This is a genomic window from Sphingomonas liriopis (assembly GCF_024211255.1).
GTDB classification, from domain to species: domain Bacteria; phylum Pseudomonadota; class Alphaproteobacteria; order Sphingomonadales; family Sphingomonadaceae; genus Sphingomonas; species Sphingomonas liriopis.
The window spans coordinates 105149-121832 of the sequence record NZ_JAMLDY010000011.1 but is presented as its reverse complement, the minus strand read 5'-3'; the positions used below and the strand labels follow the sequence as shown (position 1 = coordinate 121832).

At 68.7% G+C, this 16684-nt stretch carries 13 protein-coding genes; 6 read left to right on the top strand and 7 right to left on the bottom strand.

Annotated elements, in window-relative coordinates:
- Positions 1–520: 520 nt before the first annotated feature.
- The 4 genes from recA to M9979_RS10855 all read right to left on the bottom strand — a co-directional run bounded on the left by recA (position 521) and on the right by M9979_RS10855 (position 5938).
- Entirely contained in the window at positions 521–1594 is a 1074-nt protein-coding gene (gene recA, locus M9979_RS10870) for a recombinase RecA (RefSeq protein ID WP_277998509.1), read from the bottom strand.
- 291 nt (positions 1595–1885) lie between these two features.
- Positions 1886–2713, bottom strand: a complete 828-nt coding sequence (locus tag M9979_RS10865) for a 4-(cytidine 5'-diphospho)-2-C-methyl-D-erythritol kinase (RefSeq protein WP_254289376.1) — start codon at positions 2711–2713, stop codon at positions 1886–1888.
- Positions 2710–4275: a tetratricopeptide repeat protein gene (locus M9979_RS10860; RefSeq protein WP_254289375.1), complete on the bottom strand. Its 1566-nt coding sequence runs from the start codon at positions 4273–4275 to the stop codon at positions 2710–2712. Before M9979_RS10860 ends, M9979_RS10865 begins: the two co-directional genes overlap by 4 nt.
- A gap of 10 nt (positions 4276–4285) precedes the next feature.
- On the bottom strand, positions 4286–5938 hold the full coding sequence (locus M9979_RS10855; protein ID WP_254289386.1) for an electron transfer flavoprotein-ubiquinone oxidoreductase: 1653 nt from the start codon (positions 5936–5938) through the stop codon (positions 4286–4288).
- 135 nt (positions 5939–6073) lie between these two features.
- Here M9979_RS10855 and M9979_RS10850 point away from each other — a divergent pair, with 135 nt between their 5' ends.
- The 5 genes from M9979_RS10850 (at position 6074) to M9979_RS10830 (ending at position 13482) form a co-directional block, all read left to right on the top strand.
- Positions 6074–6805 carry a uracil-DNA glycosylase gene (locus M9979_RS10850; protein ID WP_254289374.1) on the top strand — a complete coding sequence of 244 codons (732 nt, stop codon included), beginning with the start codon at positions 6074–6076 and terminating at the stop codon, positions 6803–6805.
- Positions 6802–8619 carry a lytic transglycosylase domain-containing protein gene (locus tag M9979_RS10845; RefSeq protein ID WP_254289373.1) on the top strand — a complete coding sequence of 606 codons (1818 nt, stop codon included), beginning with the start codon at positions 6802–6804 and terminating at the stop codon, positions 8617–8619. Before M9979_RS10850 ends, M9979_RS10845 begins: the two co-directional genes overlap by 4 nt.
- 642 nt (positions 8620–9261) lie before the next feature.
- Positions 9262–9744, top strand: coding sequence for a hypothetical protein (locus M9979_RS10840; RefSeq protein WP_254289372.1), 483 nt, complete (start codon positions 9262–9264; stop codon positions 9742–9744).
- A 116-nt stretch (positions 9745–9860) separates the two neighbouring features.
- Complete coding sequence (locus tag M9979_RS10835) at positions 9861–11450, top strand: long-chain fatty acid--CoA ligase (RefSeq protein WP_254289371.1); 1590 nt, start codon at positions 9861–9863, stop codon at positions 11448–11450.
- Positions 11451–11703: 253 nt separating this feature from the next.
- Positions 11704–13482, top strand: a complete 1779-nt coding sequence (locus M9979_RS10830) for a cation:proton antiporter domain-containing protein (RefSeq protein ID WP_254289370.1) — start codon at positions 11704–11706, stop codon at positions 13480–13482.
- A 99-nt stretch (positions 13483–13581) separates the two neighbouring features.
- Here the strand turns inward: M9979_RS10830 and M9979_RS10825 are convergent, their stop codons facing one another.
- Positions 13582–14016 carry a DUF488 domain-containing protein gene (locus tag M9979_RS10825; RefSeq protein ID WP_254289369.1) on the bottom strand — a complete coding sequence of 145 codons (435 nt, stop codon included), beginning with the start codon at positions 14014–14016 and terminating at the stop codon, positions 13582–13584.
- A 67-nt stretch (positions 14017–14083) separates the two neighbouring features.
- On the opposite strand from M9979_RS10825, the gene trmFO reads away from it, so the two are divergent.
- Positions 14084–15421, top strand: a complete 1338-nt coding sequence (gene trmFO / locus M9979_RS10820) for a methylenetetrahydrofolate--tRNA-(uracil(54)-C(5))-methyltransferase (FADH(2)-oxidizing) TrmFO (RefSeq protein ID WP_254289368.1) — start codon at positions 14084–14086, stop codon at positions 15419–15421.
- Between the two features lie 6 nt (positions 15422–15427).
- Here the strand turns inward: trmFO and M9979_RS10815 are convergent, their stop codons facing one another.
- On the bottom strand, positions 15428–15898 hold the full coding sequence (locus M9979_RS10815) for an EF-hand domain-containing protein (RefSeq protein ID WP_254289367.1): 471 nt from the start codon (positions 15896–15898) through the stop codon (positions 15428–15430).
- A 62-nt stretch (positions 15899–15960) separates the two neighbouring features.
- The gene (locus M9979_RS10810; protein ID WP_254289366.1) at positions 15961–16602 is read right to left on the bottom strand and encodes a squalene/phytoene synthase family protein; all 642 of its coding nucleotides are present in this window, start codon (positions 16600–16602) and stop codon (positions 15961–15963) included.
- Positions 16603–16684 lie beyond the last annotated feature (82 nt).

The window sequence follows — 16684 nt, the reverse complement described above, 5'->3', positions numbered from 1 at the left end:
CCCAAACTCGTCCTCATCGCCGTCGCACGCAAACTCCTCACCATCCTCAATGCCATCATTCGAAACCAGACACCCTTCGTCCAATAACCACAATTACACAGTTGCCGGAACAAGTCCGGGGTGGTTGATGGGCGTCGGCAGGAGATTGGGCATGTCCGGAGCTGGCCCAGTTGTGAATGCGGCCGTCCTTCGCGGCGCAGATTGGCCTCCGAGCGAGACCGGAATGACGGGTTACCCGTTGGGAGCCTTGCGCGCCTCACGGACGTATCAGTCGTCGGGGATGGCGGGACACCGTTCGACCGCACCTGCGTCGCTCCTGCCCTCACCCGTCCCACGCCGCGGTGCGGCGCGGGCTCCTTCCCTCTCCCGGTGGGAGAGGGAGATTCGGCCCGATTGTCGCCGCTGTGGCCGGCTGGAAGTGGACGAAGAGGAGGGCACGTCATCGTCGCAGCACGCCTGCACGAAAAGGGCCCGCCGTTGCCGGCGAGCCCCTTCCCCATCCCGATCGGATGACGCGGCATCAGATGTCGTCGTCCGCTTCCGGGCCGGCCATCATTTCTTCGGCGACCTTTTCGGTGCGCTGGCGGATCGCCTTTTCGAGGCGGTCGGCCATTTCCGGGTGCTCGCGCAGATAGGTCTTCGAATTCTCGCGGCCCTGGCCGATGCGGACGCTGTCGTAGCTGAACCAGGCACCCGATTTCTCGACCAGCCCCGCCTTGACGCCGAGGTCGAGGACCTCGCCGATCTTGGAGATGCCCTCGCCGTACATGATGTCGAATTCGACCTGCTTGAACGGCGGCGCGACCTTGTTCTTGACCACCTTGACGCGGGTGGCGTTGCCGGTGATCTCTTCGCGGTCCTTGATCGCGCCGGTGCGGCGGATGTCGAGACGGACGGAGGCGTAGAATTTCAACGCATTGCCGCCGGTCGTCGTCTCCGGATTGCCGTACATCACGCCGATCTTCATGCGCAGCTGGTTGATGAAGATCACCATGCAGCGCGAGCGGCTGATCGAGCCGGTCAGCTTGCGCAACGACTGCGACATCAGGCGGGCCTGCAGGCCGACGTGGCTGTCGCCCATCTCGCCCTCAATTTCCGCGCGGGGCACGAGCGCGGCGACCGAATCGACCACCAGCACGTCGATCGCGTTCGAGCGGACCAAAGTATCGACGATCTCGAGCGCCTGTTCGCCGGTGTCGGGCTGCGACACGATCAGTTCGTCGATGTTGACGCCGAGCTTCTTGGCATAGACGGGATCGAGCGCGTGTTCGGCGTCGACGAAGGCGGCGGTGCCGCCGCCCTTCTGCGCCTCGGCGATGACGTGGAGCGCGAGCGTGGTCTTGCCCGACGATTCGGGGCCGTAGACCTCGATCACGCGGCCGCGCGGCAGACCGCCGACGCCAAGCGCGATGTCGAGGCCGAGGCTGCCGGTCGAGATCGTCTCGACCTCCATCGACTGTTTCGAGCCGAGCTTCATCGCCGAGCCCTTGCCGAAGGCGCGGTCGATCTGCGCCAAGGCTGCGTCGAGCGCCTTCTGACGGTCGGTGGATGCGGTTGCCATGCCGGTGTCGATCACTTTCAGATTGGCGGCCATCGGGAGGTTCCTCGCTAGAGCAAGCGCGTGTGCAGGGCAACGCGTCTGTTCCGCATGTACGATGTTTGTTCTTTTGGAACAAGAGGGGAACTTCGGGTGCTGCGGTTTTATCGCTCGAGCGTCGTTTTAGGGAATCGTCACCCCGGGCTTGTTCCGGGGTCCACTCTGCGGCTTGGCATACGTGTCATGACCGGGCGTAGCGCCTGCGGAACGGTGGACCCCGGAACAAGTCCGGGGTGACGGAGGGTGTGGGGAGGTTTGGCCAAGCCATTTCGTTGACTGGCGACGAGTTCAGGTAAGGATCGTCGTCAACGTCCACCAGCCGCGGGTCGAAATCGCGGCTGCCGTTTCGTCGCGTGCGGAGACGCTTTCGAATAGCGCGAAGCATGTTGCACCGCTGCCCGACATGCGAGTCAACAGGACGCCGTCCGCCGCGTCCAGCAGCGCGAGGACATCGCCGATCACCGGCGCGATCGCCAGTGCGGGCGCTTGCAGGTCGTTCCTTCCCGCGATCGCGCGCGCCAGCAGGTCGCCGTCCGCCGCAATGCCGCCGCGGTCCTCGCCGTCCCAGCGGGCGAAGACGGCGCCGGTGCCGACCGCGACGCCGGGGTTGACCAGCAGCAGCGGGGTGCCGGCGAGGCCGTGGAGCGGGAGCAACGCCTCGCCCTTGCCGGTGCCGAGCGTGGTGCGGCCGAGCAGGCAGGCGGGGACGTCGGCGCCGAGCGTTTCGGCGATGACGAACAGGCGTGGGTCTTCGCACGCGACGCCGTGGAGGCGGGCGAGTGCGCGCAGCGTCGCGGCGGCGTCCGCCGAGCCGCCGCCGATGCCCGAGGCGATCGGCAGGTGCTTGTCGAGGGTGATCGCGTAGTGCCCGTCGATGCCGAACGTGACGCGAAAGGCGCGCGCAGCCTGCGTCACCAGATTGTCGGAGGCCGCGTCGAGCGCATCGGCGAACGGGCCGGTGATGGTGAAGCGGTCTTCCTCCGCGGGGACGACGGTCACCGTGTCGCCGTCCGCCGCGAAGGCGAACAGCGTTTCGAGTTCGTGATAGCCGTCGGGGCGGCGATGGCGGACGTGGAGCGCGAGGTTGATCTTCGCGGGCGCGACTTCGACCGTCATTGGCGCGGCAGTCCCTGCGCGATGCGGGTGACGAGCCGTGCCGCGTCGGCCGGCGGGGCGGTCAGCGCCGCGGCGCGCCATGCGTAGCGCGCCTCGTAGCGGCGGCCGAGCGTCCAATAGGCGTCGCCGAGATGTTCGCCGATTTCGGCATTGACCGGGTCGCCAGCCGCGGCGCTTTCCAGCAGCGGCAGCGCGCGGGCGACGTCGCCGTTGACGTAATAGGCCCAGCCTAGCGAATCGGTGATCGAATGGTCTGCGGGTTTGAGCGCGTGGGCGCGTTCGAGCATCGCGGTCGAGGCGGTGACATCGACCCCGCGTTGCGCCTGCGCATAGCCGAGATAGTTGAGCGCGAGCGGTTCGCGCGGGGCGAGCGCCACCGCCTTCTGCAACGCGGCGCGGCCGGCGGGCCAGTCGCCCGCCTGCTCCAGCGCACCGCCATATTGCAGCCAGGCGGCCCATGCGGCGGGATCGGCATCGACGACGCGGCGGTACCAGGGCGCGGCATCGGCGTTGCGGTTCGCGGCGCTCAGCCGGTCGGCGTAGCGCTGCCATTCCGCCTCGCCCGCGTCCGATCGCCCGGCGTCGCGGCGGGCCAATGCCAGTGCCTCTTCCTCGCGCTTTGCAGCGACCAGCACGCTGATCCGTGCGGCGGTGGCGGTCGAGGCGAACGGGCTGTCGGCGGGCATCGCGTCGAGCGTCGCCAGCGCGCGCGCCGTCGCCCCCTCCCCGGCCAGCGCCTCGGCGAGGAGCAGGCGGGCGCGGTCGTTGGCTGGCCAGGCGATCAGCGCGGTGCGGGCGAGCGCGATCGACAGCGGCGTCACCTGCTGGTCGGCGAGATCGCCGGCGACGCGGCCGAACAGGCGCGAGACGCCATAGGCGAGCGTCGGCTCAGCCGCGGCGCCCCGGCGCAGCGCGGCGAAGACGGGATCGGCGCCGGTCAGCAGCGCGCGTGCCTCGGCACCCTGTCCCCTGGCGAACAGCAGTTGCGCGGCGGACAGGCGCAGGTCGATCGGCGATCCGGTGGCGCGCAACGCCTGCACGGTGGCGAGCCCGGTCGCGGTGTCGCCGCGCGCGATCTGGATCAGCGCGGCGGTCTCGGCGGCGAGCCGCTGGGTGACGGGGTTCTTGCCCCCGGCGGCGATGGCAGGGGCGGGATCGCGGCCTTGGGTGAAGGCGATCCACGCGCGCAGCGACGGGACCATCACCGCGAGCGGCGTCTTCTCCAGCGCGGCGACCGCCGCCTCGGCCTCCGCCGCGTCGTTGCGTTCGGCGGCGATGGCGAGCGGCAGCAGCGGCAGGTCGGCGGGCGCATCCGGCGTGCCGCGCAGCACCGCCGCGGCGCGGGTGGCGAGCGCGACGTCGCCCGCCGCCAGCGCCTCGCGATAGGCAGGCAGCGCCACCGCACCGCTGGCCGGGGCGGCAGCCAGGACGCGGGCGTAGCCGGCGAGGGCGATATCGCCCTGCCCGTCCGCATCCGCGGCGCGCGCCTGCAGATAATCGGCGAGACGGGCGGTATCGGCTCCGGCCGGCGCGACCGCGCCGATGCTCAGAACCGATGCCAATAACAGACGCTTACATATTGGGATAATTGGGGCCTCCACCGCCCTCCGGCACCACCCAGTTGATGTTCTGCGTGGGGTCCTTGATGTCGCACGTCTTGCAGTGGACGCAATTCTGCGCGTTGATGACGAACCTGGGGTCGCCCGTCTCCTCGCCCACGATCTCGTAAACGCCGGCGGGGCAATAGCGTTGCGCCGGCTCGTCGTACATCGGCAGGTCGTATGCGACCGGGATCGCCGGGTCCTTGAGCGTCAGGTGGACCGGCTGGTCCTCCTCGTGGTTGGTGTTCGACAGAAACACCGACGACAGGCGGTCGAAGGTCAGCACGCCGTCGGGCTTGGGATAGACCGGCGGCTTGACGAGGTCCTTGCGCCACAGGGTCTCGTGATCGGGATGATGCTTGAGCGTGAAGGGCATCCGGAGGCCGAAATGCTCCGCCCACATGGTGATGCCGGCGAGGCCCGAGCCGAGGAAATCGCCGAACTTCTTGACCAGCGGCACGACGTTGCGGACGATCGACAGCTCCTTCTTCACCCACGACGTGTCGAACGCCTGCGGATAGGCGGTCAGCTCGTCATGCTCGCGCTGCGACAGGATTGCGTCGGCGGCGGCCTCGGCGGCCATCATGCCGCTCTTCATCGCGGTGTGCGTGCCCTTGATCCGCGGCACGTTGAGGAAGCCGGCGCTGTCGCCGATCAGCGCACCACCCGGGAAGACCAGCTTGGGGATCGACTGCAGACCGCCGTCGCTGATCGCGCGAGCGCCGTAGGACACGCGCTTCGCGCCCTTGAGGATCGCGGCGATCTCGGGATGCGTCTTCCACTTCTGCATCTCCTGGAACGGCGAGATGTAGGGGTTGGTGTAGTTGAGCCAGGTGACGAAGCCGAGGCTGACCTGGCCGTTCGCCTGATGATACAGCCAGCCGCCGCCGTTGGCGTCGTCGCCCAAGGGCCAGCCCTGCGTGTGAATGACGCGGCCGGGCTTGTGCAGTTCGGGATCGATATCCCACAATTCCTTGACGCCCAGGCCATAGACCTGCGGCTGCGCGTCCTTGGCGAGGTCGAAGGTACGGATGACTTCCTTCGTCAAATGTCCGCGGCAACCCTCTGCAAAAAAGGTGTATTTGGCGTGGAGTTCGAGGCCGGGGGTGTAGTCGCCCTTGTGCGTGCCGTCGCGCGCGACGCCCATGTCGCCGGTGGCGACGCCCTTCACCCGGCCCTGCTCGTCGAACAGGATCTCCGCGGCGGCGAAGCCCGGGAAGATCTCGACGCCGAGCTCTTCCGCCTTGCCGGCGAGCCAGCGGCACAAATTTCCGAGGCTGCCCGTATAGGTGCCCTTGTTGTGCAGGAACGGCGGCGTCCACAGGTGCGGCAGGACGACCTTCTTCTTCGGGCTCAGCACCCAGTGGAGATTCTCCGTCACCGGCACTTCGGCGAGCGGACAGTCGTCGCGCCAGTCGGGAAGCAGTTCGTCGAGGCTGCGTGGGTCGATCACCGCACCCGACAGGATATGCGCCCCGACCTCGGAGCCCTTCTCCAGCACGCAGACCGACAGGTCCGCGCCCTTTTCGGCCGCGACCTGTTTGAAGCGGATCGCCGCCGACAGGCCCGCCGGGCCGGCGCCGACGATCACCACGTCGTAGGGCATCGATTCGCGTTCCGACATCATTCCACTCCCGAGGATCACGCTTGCGGTTGTCGGCGGCCTGAAAAGCGTTCAGGCGCAGCGCGACAACGTCTCGTCTCCGAACCGCGATCGGACAAGTTGACGGAAACGTCAACCTCGAGAAGAAGGAAAGCTGTGGGGGCCGATCAACATCACGACTGGATGGGCAGCGTCGCGAGCGCGCTCGACTGGTGGCAGGAGGCGGGCGTCGACACGCTCGTCGACGAGGCCCCACGCGACTGGCTGAGCCAGCCGGTGCCGTCCCCGGCCACTTTCGCGGCGACGGCGGCAGCACCGGTACAGATCGTCGACGCGATGCCGGCGGCGCTTGCCGACTTCATCGCATGGCGGACGGGCGATGCGGTGCCCGAGTTCGAATGGCGCGGACTGTCGATCGCCGCGACCGGGCCGGCCGACGCGGCGGTGATGGTGATGGTCGATTGCCCCGATGCCGACGACGGCGCAGCAGGGCTGCTCATGACCGGTGCGACCGGCGCGCTGTTCGACCGGATGCTCGCCGCGATCGGGCTCAGCCGGGACGTCGTCCACCTTGCCGCGGTGTGCGCCAAGCGGCCGGTGGCGGGGCGGATGCCGCGCGAGGTCGAAGCGAGGCTGTCCGAAATCTCGAAGCATCACATCGGCCTCGTCGCGCCCAAACGGCTGCTCCTCCTCGGCAATGCGGCGAGCCGTGCCATTCTGGGGGCGGAAATGCCGGGGACGCGCGGGCGTTTACACCCGTTTAACCATAAGGTCGGCACAACCGGGGTGGTCGCCAGCTTTCATCCGCGCTTCCTGATCGAGAAGCCCGCGGCGAAGGCGGAGGCCTGGAAGGACCTGCAATTGCTGATGGGGGATGCGTCCAAATGACCGCCAAGCTGGCTCTCGGCCTCGCGCTGCTCGCCTGCCCGATCGCGGCGCATGCCGCCGAACCGGGGCCGGAGCCGGCCGAGGCGCGGCTCGCCGGCGCCGGCGCCGACCGCATCCCCGATCAGCTCGATGCCGGCCAGCGCGACGCCTATCGCGCGGTGTTCCAGGCGATCCGCGACGGCAAGTGGCAGGATGCGCAAATCGGGCTCGACGCGATGAAGCCCGGCCCGCTCCATGCGATCGCCCGCGCCGAACTGTTCACCGCCAAGGGTTCGCCCAAGGTCGAGCTGGCGCCGCTCGTCGCGCTGCTCAACGAGGCGCCCGAACTGCCCGAGGCCGCCGACCTCGCCCGGCTCGCCAAGGCGCGCGGTGCGATCGAACTGCCGCCGCTGCCGATGGCGCAACGGCTGATCTGGCAGGACGGCGCGCCCCGCCGCGTCCGCGCCAAGGCGACCAAGAGCGATGAGATCGCCGCCGATCTGGCGACGAAGATGCAGCCGTTCGTCAAGGCCGATCTGGGCGCCGACGCGCAGTCGCTGCTCGAGACGACGCAGGGGCTGACGCCCGAGGCGCAGACCGAATGGCAGGCGAAGATCGCCTGGATGTATTTCCTGACCGGCGACGACGCCAATGTCCGCGCTATGGCGGCGAAGGCGGCGAACGGTGCGGGCGACTGGGCGGTCCAGGGGCGCTGGATGGGCGCGCTGTCGGCATGGCGGCAGAACGACTGCGCCGCCGCCGGGACCGGGTTCGAGGGCGTCGCGGCGCGTGCGACCGACGTCGACCTACGTGCCGCCGCGCTCTATTGGGCGTCGCGCGCCGACATGGTCTGCGGCCGCCCCGACAGGGTGCAGGCGCGGCTGCAATCGGCGGCGCAATTCTCCGAGAGCTTCTACGGGCAGCTGTCGCGGCAGGCGCTGCTCATCAAAGACAAGGGCAGGCCGTCGACGCAAGTCGTCGCCGCCGACTGGGCGCGGCTCGACAAGCGCCCCAACATTCGCGTCGCCGCGGCGCTCGCCGAGATCGGCGAGACGGACCTTGCCGACAGCGTCGTCCGCCAGCAGGCGCGGATCGGCGATCCGTCCGAGTTCGGCAGCCTGGTGCGCGTCGCCGAGGCGCTGAGCCTGCCCGCGACCACCGTCTGGCTGGCGCACAATTGCCCGCAGGGCGTCGTCGCTGCCGCCGAGGCGCGCTATCCGCAGCCCAACTGGACGCCGACCAGCGGCTGGCGCGTCGACAAGGCGCTGGTCTATGCGCACACGCTGGAGGAGAGCGGCTTCCGCAACAAGGTGGTGAGCCCCGCCGGTGCCTATGGCCTGATGCAGATCATGCCCGCCGCCGCGACCGACTATTCGCGCGAGAAGGGCTTTTCCGTCGACAAGGTCGCGCTGACCAAGCCGGCGACCAACATGGACATCGGCCAGCGGCACCTCGAGCGGCTGCGCGACATGGCGGGGGTGACCGGCGGGCTGCTGCCCAAGGTCATAGCCGCGTACAACGCCGGCCCGCGCCCGGTCGGCGACTGGAACGGCATCGTCCGCGATAATGGCGATCCTCTGCTGTATATCGAGAGCATCCCCTATTGGGAGACGCGCGGCTACGTGACCACGGTGCTGCGCAACTACTGGATGTACGAGGCGCAGGGTGGGCGGAAGGCTTCGGCGAGCCGATCGGCCTTGGCACAAGGAATGTGGCCGCGCTTCCCCGGTCTGCCCGGCGCGAGCGCCGTGCGGATGAACGCGCGGCCGAACGTGACCGCGATCGCGGTGAACGGGCGGGTTAGCCCGCAGTCGACGACGGTTTCGAAGGACTGAGTGGTTTCGACGCCGCTTCTAGGCGGATCGTCGGTCGATGCTTACGGGCGTTCTAAAGAAGATGTGTTCACGCGGAGGCGCGGAGGACGCAGAGGTGGTGAGCTTGCCGCGCCAGCGGTTCTCCCTCTCTTTTCAGAGACGGCAGGGCCACGCTGCCGCGCGCGATACACCTCTGCGTCCTCCGCGCCTCCGTGTGAACTATTCTCTTTATTTGGATCGCCTCCTCTGTTGAAGGTCTGTCCATCCCCCTCCCCGTTCGCCCTGAGCCTGTCGAAGGGCAGGTGAGACTCATCGTACTTCGACAAGCTCAGCACGAACGGTGGGATGGGGCGTGGCTGTCGAAGGGGAGCCGAGACTCACCGTGCTTCGACAGGCGCAGGGAATGGCGCGCACCACCACCCCTTTTTCGTCATTCCCGCGCAGGCGGGAATCCATACTCGCTGACGGTTCGGTTCTTCTCCGGGCGGCGTAATTATGGATCCCCGCCTGCGCGGGGATGACGGCGGGGCGGGGCGGCGTTCTCCCGCGCATCATCGTCGTTTCGGACCTAACTGCGCTTGGGCAGCGCCTCGCGCTGCGGCAGCAACGCACCGTCGTGCGCGTTCCTCGCGCCGGCGTGACCCGCCAAGGGAGTGCCGCCCAATGATCTATCCGTTCAAATCCAAGATGATGCAGGGCTTCAAGAAACTCGAAATGCCCCAGCAGCTGGGCGCGATGGTCGACAATTACTGGAACAAGGAGCTGCCCGAAATTCTCACCGGCGCCCAGCAGGCGCAGCCGTTTCTCGAAGACCTCAACGGCTTCCTCGACGCCGCCGAGACGAAGGTCGATGCGGACGCCTTCAAGGCGATCGCCGCGTCTTGCGCGCAGATGGTCGCGGCAACGAACACCGAATGGCTGAAGACGCTGTATGCGCTGTCGCCCGACGCGGTGGGGACGGTCCTGATGCGCTGCATGCGGGTCATCAACCGGCAGACGCACAATGCGGGCGCGTTGAAGGCGTTCAAGACGCTGTTCGATGCGCTGGGGATCAAGATCGTCGGCCCGTGGGACACGTGCGTCGGCGTGGCGAGCTTCGGCAGCACCAGCTTCCACGACGGTACGCTGGAGGTGACCTTGCCCTGATCCCGACGGGCATCGGCCAAACTTCGTCACGCAATCGGCATTGCACCGATACGGCCGGGCATTATGGTCGTTCGAACGGCGCGGATGCGACGCCGGATGCGCGGAGGGATGACACGATGCTGGGCGGGATGCAGGATTTCGAACTTCGGGTATCGACGTTGCTCGATCATGCGGCGCGCGAGCATCCGACCCGCGAGATCGTCACCCGCTGGGCCGACGGCAGCGAGAGCCGCAACGACTGGCGAGGACTCGCGCACGACGCGCGGCGGCTGGCGCAGGCGCTGGAGCGGCTGGGGGTGAGGCGCGGCGATCGCGTCGCGACGCTGGCGATGAACCACGGCCATCACCTCGCCGCCTGGTACGGCACGATCGGCATGGGCGGGGTGATCCACACGATCAACCCGCGGTTGTTCGACGACCAGCTGGTCTATATCGCCAACCATGCCGAGGATCGCGTGCTGTTCTACGATCGCGCATTCCAGCCGATCGTCGACCGGCTGCGCGCATCATGGACCAGTATCGAGCATTTCGTCGTGATGGACGGTGAAGGCCCGGGCACGTTCGCCGCGCTGATCGCCGCCGAGGATGGCGATTACGCTTGGGCTACGGGTCCGGAGCGTGAGCCGTGCATGCTCTGCTATACCAGTGGCACCACGGGCAATCCCAAGGGCGTGCTGTACGAGCATCGCTCGACGCTGCTGCATGCGATGCTGGTGGTGTCGCCGGCGGTGCTGGGCCTGTCATCGGCGGAGGTGCTGTTGCCGGTCGTGCCGCTGTTCCATGCCGCCGCCTGGGGGACGCCGTTCGCCGCGCCGCTGGCGGGAGCGAAGCTGGTCTTCTCCGCGGTCAACGACGCCAAGGTGCTGTGCGAGCTGATGAACCGCGAGGGCGTCACCATTTCATCGGGCGTACCGACGGTGTGGCTGGCGATGTTCGCGCATATCGATGCGACCGGCGAGACGCCGCGGGCGCTCAAGATGGCGACGATCGGCGGATCGGCGGCGCCGCGGGCGATGATCGCGCGGCTGATGGATATGGGGGTCGAGGTCAAGCATCTGTGGGGGATGACCGAGACGTCGCCGGTCGCGACGGTGGGCTCGCCACCCGAAGGATGGGAGGAGTGGACGCGCGACGACCAACTCGACCTGCTGACCAAACAGGGGCGCATCCCCTATGGCGTCGAGCTGACGGTGATCGACGACGATGGCCGCCAGCTGCCGCGCGACGGCGCCAGCGCCGGGCGGCTGCACATCCGCGGCCCCTGGGTGGTGAAGCGCTATTTCGGCGCCGAGGCGGATGCGATCGATGCCGAGGGCTGGTTCGACACCGGCGACGTCGCGGTGATCCACCCCGACGGCACTATGCAGATCACCGACCGGTCGAAGGACGTCATCAAGTCGGGCGGCGAATGGATCAGCTCGGTCGATCTGGAAAATGCCGCGATCGGCTGCCCCGGCGTCGCCGAGGCGGCGGCGATCGGCATCGCGCATCCCAAGTGGGACGAACGCCCGCTGCTGGTCGTGGTGCGCAAGCCGGGCAGCGATGTCGGCGAGCGCGCGATCCTCGACCATCTGGCGGGCGTGGTGGCGAAATGGTGGCTGCCCGATGCGGTGGTGTTCGTCGACAGCCTGCCGCACACCGCGACGGGGAAATTGCTGAAGACGGCGTTGCGGGAGCAGTTCAAGGATTACCGGCTGGCGGCGTGAGGCGCGGAGTGATGTGGGGCTTCGACTTGCCAACATCCTTCGTCACCCCGGACTTGTTCCGGGGTCCACTCTGCGGCGAGGCGCGGCGGCTTGAGGGGAAACCGTGCGCCCGTGGCCCGGTGGACCCCGGAACAAGTCCGGGGTGACGGAGGAATTGGGAGAGATTCGACCTTCCGACGACGCATGACACCGCCCGGCATCCCTTTCGGCGATCGTGGGCTGACATTTCCCGCCCCTTCCCTACAGTCCGCTCATGGCGATCGGACTGGACAATGCGGGCTTCAGCGATGCGCTGGTAATCCTGGGGGCGGCGGGGCTGGTGATCCCCGCCTTCGCGCGCTTTCGGGTCAGTCCGGTGATCGGGTTCATCCTAGTCGGCATGCTGGTCGGCCCCAAGGGGCTCGGCATGCTGACCGCGCAGGCGCCGTGGCTCTATTATTTCACCATATCCGATCCGCATTCGATCGAGCCGTTCGCCGAATTCGGCATCGTGCTGCTGCTGTTCTCGATCGGGCTCGAACTGTCGTTCCGGCGGCTGTGGGCGATGCGCGCGCAGGTGTTCGGCACGGGACCGGCCGAGCTGATCGGATCGGCGGTGCTGATCGCGGTGGCGGTGCACATGCTGGGACAGGATTGGGCGGGGGCGGCGGGGCTCGGTCTGGCGCTCGCGCTGTCGTCGACCGCATTGGTGCTGCCGCTGGTCGGGACGACGAGTCCGGTGGGGCGCAGCGCGTTCGCGATGCTGCTGTTCGAGGATCTGGCGCTGGTGCCGATCATCTTCGCGCTGGGCGCGATGGCGCCGACCGCCTCCGATGAGGGCTGGGTCGGCATCGCCGGCGTCGCGCTGCGCGGGGGCGCAACGGTCGTCGTCATGTATCTGGGCGGGCGGCTGGTGCTGCCGCGCCTGTTCGCGCAGGCGGCGCGGACCAAAAGCCCCGAGCTATTCCTTGCCGCCTCGCTGCTCGTCGTCATCGTCGCCAGCGTCGCGACCACCGCCGCCGGGCTGTCGCCGATCGTCGGCGCGCTGCTCGCCGGGCTGCTGATCGCCGAGACGGAATATCACAGCGAGGTCGAGGTGATGACCGCGCCCTTCAAAGGGCTGGCGCTCGGCGTATTCCTCATCACCGTGGGGATGAGCGTCGACCTCGCCGAGGTACTCGCCAACTGGCCGTCGCTGCTCGCCGCGGTGGTCGCGGTGGTCGGGGTGAAGGCGATCGTCACCTACCTCCTGCTGCGCGTCGCGCAGACCGGGCGCGGCATCGCGGCGGAGACGGGGCTGCTGATGGGCAGCCCGTCGGAGACGACGCTGATCGTGCTGGCGACCGCGGCGCAGGCGCAGCTGATCCTGCCGTCGACCGCCGCCTTCTGGCAGACGGTGACCGCGATCGGGCTGACGATCACGCCGCTGCTCGCCAAGAGCGGGCAATTGCTGTCGCGCGGGATCGAACGGGGCCGTCCCGGCGACGACCTGCCGATCGACGACACCGGCGAAGGCCCGGGCGCGGTGGTGATCGGCTTCGGCCGCGTCGGGCGGATGGTCGCCGACCTGCTCGCCGTCCACGGCCAGCGTTATATCGCGGTCGAGGCGGACATCGATACCGTCACCGAGGCGCGTGCGGCGGGCTACCCGCTGCTGTTCGGCGATATCGCGCGCGCCGAGCTGGTCGACCGGCTCGACCTCGCGCGGGCCCGCGCGCTGATCCTGACGATGGACGATCCGGTGCTGACCGTGCGCCTCGCGCGGCGGATGCGCGCGCTGGCGCCCGACCTGCCGATCATCGCGCGCGCCCGCGATCCGCGTCATGCCGCAGAGCTGTACCGCGCCGGGGTGACCGATGCGGTGCCCGAGACGCTGGAAAGCTCGCTGCAACTGTCGGAAGCGGTGCTGGTCGATCTGGGCGTCGCGATGGGGCCGGTGATCGCCTCGATTCACGAGAAGCGCGACGAACTGCGCCAGTCGATCCGCGCCGAGGCGGAGATGGATCGCGATCCGCGCATCCGGCGGGTGCGGCGTCTGGGCGAGGCGTTGTAGAGACCGGAGAGCCCATCACGACCCGTTCGTGCTGAGCCTGTCGAAGCACCTGGGACCCACCTGCCCTTCGACATGCTTAGGGCGAACGGTGGAGGGTGTTCAGGTGTACAGATCGACCACCGTCGCCCCCTCGCCCACCGCGTCGAGCAACAGCGTGCGGTGGCAATGCTGCGGATCGCGTTCGTAGCAGAGCAAGGCGCTCGGCATCTCGGCGGCAAGGCCGAGCATGATCGCGGCGGCCGCCTGCGCCTCCGGCAGTTCCAGTTGCTCGTCGTAGACCGCCTCCAGCGTCGCGACGTCGCCCTTCTTGGCGGCATCGCGTCCACGTTTGGGGGTACCGAGCGCTTTCAGGTGGACGTAATCGATCCCCGCCTCCTTCAGGCTGGCGGCGAGCGACGATTTGGAAAAGCCCGGGCGGCGCGACAAGGGCAAGGCGCGTACATCGATGACGCGCCGTACGCCGGCCTTCGTCAGCGCAGCGAGGAAATCGGCCATCGTCGTGGCCTCATAGCCGATGGTGTAGATCGTGGTCATGGCAACCCGAACGCACCGGGGCCGCGGTGCGTTGCCCGCCGCGTCCGCGGAGCCTAATGCGCGTGGCATGATTCATGACATCCATATCGTCGGCGGCGGCCTCGCCGGATCGGAAGCGGCGTGGCAGCTTGCCGAGGCGGGATTGCGCGTCCGTCTGTCGGAGATGCGCGGTTCGGGCGAGCGCACGCCCGCGCACCAGACCGATCACCTCGCCGAGCTCGTCTGTTCGAACAGCTTCCGCTCGGACGATGCCGAATCGAATGCGGTCGGGCTGTTGCATCAGGAGATGCGTGCGCTGGGATCGCTTATCATGGCCCAGGCGGATGCGCATCGCGTGCCGGCGGGGTCGGCGCTGGCGGTGGATCGCGACGGCTATTCGGCGGGGGTCACCGCGGCGCTCGCCGATCATCCCAACGTCACGCTGGTGCGCGAACGGGTGGACGCCCTGCCGGAGGGGCCGGCGATCCTCGCTACCGGGCCGCTGACCGCTGCGGCGCTGGCCGAGGCGATCGGCGGCGCGACGGGCAAGGAGGCGCTCGCCTTCTTCGACGCGCTCGCGCCGATCGTCCATGCCGATACGATCGACATGGACGTGGCGTGGAAGGCGTCGCGCTGGGACAAGGGCGAGGCCGACTACATCAACTGCCCGATGACGAAGGACGAGTATCTCGCCTTCCACGCCGGGCTGATCGCCGGGGAAAAGACGCCGTTCAAGGACTGGGAACAGGACACGCCCTATTTCGAGGGGTGCATGCCGATCGAGGTGATGGCGGAGCGCGGGGTCGACACGCTGCGCTACGGCCCGATGAAGCCGGTCGGGCTCGACGACCCGCGTACCGGGCGCTGGCCCTATGCGGTGGTGCAGCTGCGCCAGGACAATGCGCAGGGCACGCTGTGGAACATCGTCGGGTTCCAGACCAAGCTGAAACATGCCGAGCAGGTGCGGCTGTTCCGCACCATCCCGGGCCTGCAGAACGCCGATTTCGCGCGGCTGGGCGGGCTACATCGCAACACCTTCATCCGTTCGCCCGAACTGCTCGACCCGACGTTGCGGTTGAAGAGCCGGCCCAATTTGCGCTTCGCCGGGCAGATCACGGGATGCGAGGGCTATATCGAGAGCGCCGCGATCGGGCTGCTCGCCGGGCGCTTCGCCGCGGCGGAACTGCGCGGGGAGACGCTGGCGCCGCCGCCGATCGAGACGGCCCTGGGCGCGCTGCTCGGCCATATCACCGGCGGCGCGGAGGCGGCGACGTACCAGCCGATGAACGTCAATTTCGGGCTGATGCCGCCGATCCCGGGCCGGACCAAGAAGGCCGATCGCAAGCGGATGTACACCGACCGCGGCCGCGCGGCGTTCGCGCAATGGCGTACGCCGGTTGCTGCACCTGAGCCCGTCGAAGGATAAGCAGCGTCAGCTGTCCTCGGCCGATGCCGCCTGCTGCGCCGGCGGGCATTTGGCGCGTGAGGGCGCCTTGCGTTTGACCGCGGTGGTGGCGAATTCGGTGGCGTTCATCGCGCCGGATTTGTCGCGGTCGGCGGTGGCGAACTTGGTCGTCGCCCGGATCGCCCATTCGTCGAAGTCGAGGCGGCCGTCGCCGTTGGTGTCGAGCTTGGCGAACGCCTTGCGTCGTGCGGCGAGATATTCGTCGCGCGTGACCTTGCCGTCGCGGTCCTTGTCGTAGCGGTTGAAGCGCTTTTCCTCGCGCGTCGCGGCGGTGGCTTCGGGGACCTGCGGATCGGCTGACAGAGCCTCGCCAGACGCTACCGCCTGCGGCTGTGCGGGAAGGATCGGCACCGACCGCGCCTCGCCGCCGTGGAGCAGCATCCAGCCCGCGCCGGCCGTCGCCAGGATCGCACCGCCGCCCGCCCAGTATCGCCACATGATCCGCGTCCCCCGACTATCCGGCAGTCGAGGCTATCAGCAATCCGGCCCCGCGCAAGAGTTCAGCGACCGGCGATCTGGAACCGCGTCATCCGGGCGAAGTCGTGGACGGGCGTCGTCCCGTCGATCCGCAACAACTGGAACAGGGCGAGCGCGCCCAGTGGCCGGATCGACCGCGGCCACGTCTTGGCAAAGCCGGTCGCGAATGCTTCCCTCGCCTGCGACATCGCGATATCGGCGATCCTAGGCGCGCTGACATGCAGCGCCAGATCGGCGAGCGCCCACCCCCGCCCCGCCGCCGACACGCCATCCGCATCGCCGTCCATCAGGCGCGCAACGAGGCGGAACAGTCGCGCCCCGCGCCGCTCGGCGTGGCTGGCGAGCCCGTCGGCATCGAGCGGATCGAGCAGCACCTCCCACCCTTCGACCAGGGTCGCGAGGTCGGCACCGGTGACGCCGTGGGGCAGCGCCGCGGCCTGCAGGTCGCGCAACACAGGTTCGGCGGGCGCGGGCGCGATGTCGAGCCGCACGAGCGCGTCGTGCCACCAGGTCAGCCGCATCTGCCCGACCAGCGGCTCGCGCGTCGTCCGCACGATCCCGGCGAGCCGCGCGTCGAGCGCGAGCATGGCGGCGAATCCCGCACGAACGCTTGCCGGCGCATAGCCGATCGCGAGTTGCCGGTCGGAGGGAAGCGGATCGGTCATCCGATCCCGCTGCCCCGCCACGCCGCGATACGCAAGCCGGCGGGGGCGTGTTCGCGCGAAACCGCTACGAGTAGCGAGGCGC

What these genes read in the sequence shown, in the direction of transcription:
- M9979_RS10825 (WP_254289369.1), bottom strand. Translation starts at nt 14,016, where the DNA reads ATGACCACGATCTACACCATCGGCTATGAGGCCACGACGATGGCCGAT.
- M9979_RS10815 (WP_254289367.1), bottom strand. Translation starts at nt 15,898, where the DNA reads ATGTGGCGATACTGGGCGGGCGGCGGTGCGATCCTGGCGACGGCCGGC.
- M9979_RS10855 (WP_254289386.1), bottom strand. Translation starts at nt 5,938, where the DNA reads ATGTCGGAACGCGAATCGATGCCCTACGACGTGGTGATCGTCGGCGCC.
- trmFO (WP_254289368.1), top strand. Translation starts at nt 14,084, where the DNA reads ATGATTCATGACATCCATATCGTCGGCGGCGGCCTCGCCGGATCGGAA.
- recA (WP_277998509.1), bottom strand. Translation starts at nt 1,594, where the DNA reads ATGGCCGCCAATCTGAAAGTGATCGACACCGGCATGGCAACCGCATCC.
- M9979_RS10835 (WP_254289371.1), top strand. Translation starts at nt 9,861, where the DNA reads ATGCTGGGCGGGATGCAGGATTTCGAACTTCGGGTATCGACGTTGCTC.
- M9979_RS10810 (WP_254289366.1), bottom strand. Translation starts at nt 16,602, where the DNA reads ATGACCGATCCGCTTCCCTCCGACCGGCAACTCGCGATCGGCTATGCG.
- M9979_RS10865 (WP_254289376.1), bottom strand. Translation starts at nt 2,713, where the DNA reads ATGACGGTCGAAGTCGCGCCCGCGAAGATCAACCTCGCGCTCCACGTC.
- M9979_RS10840 (WP_254289372.1), top strand. Translation starts at nt 9,262, where the DNA reads ATGATCTATCCGTTCAAATCCAAGATGATGCAGGGCTTCAAGAAACTC.
- M9979_RS10830 (WP_254289370.1), top strand. Translation starts at nt 11,704, where the DNA reads ATGGCGATCGGACTGGACAATGCGGGCTTCAGCGATGCGCTGGTAATC.
- M9979_RS10845 (WP_254289373.1), top strand. Translation starts at nt 6,802, where the DNA reads ATGACCGCCAAGCTGGCTCTCGGCCTCGCGCTGCTCGCCTGCCCGATC.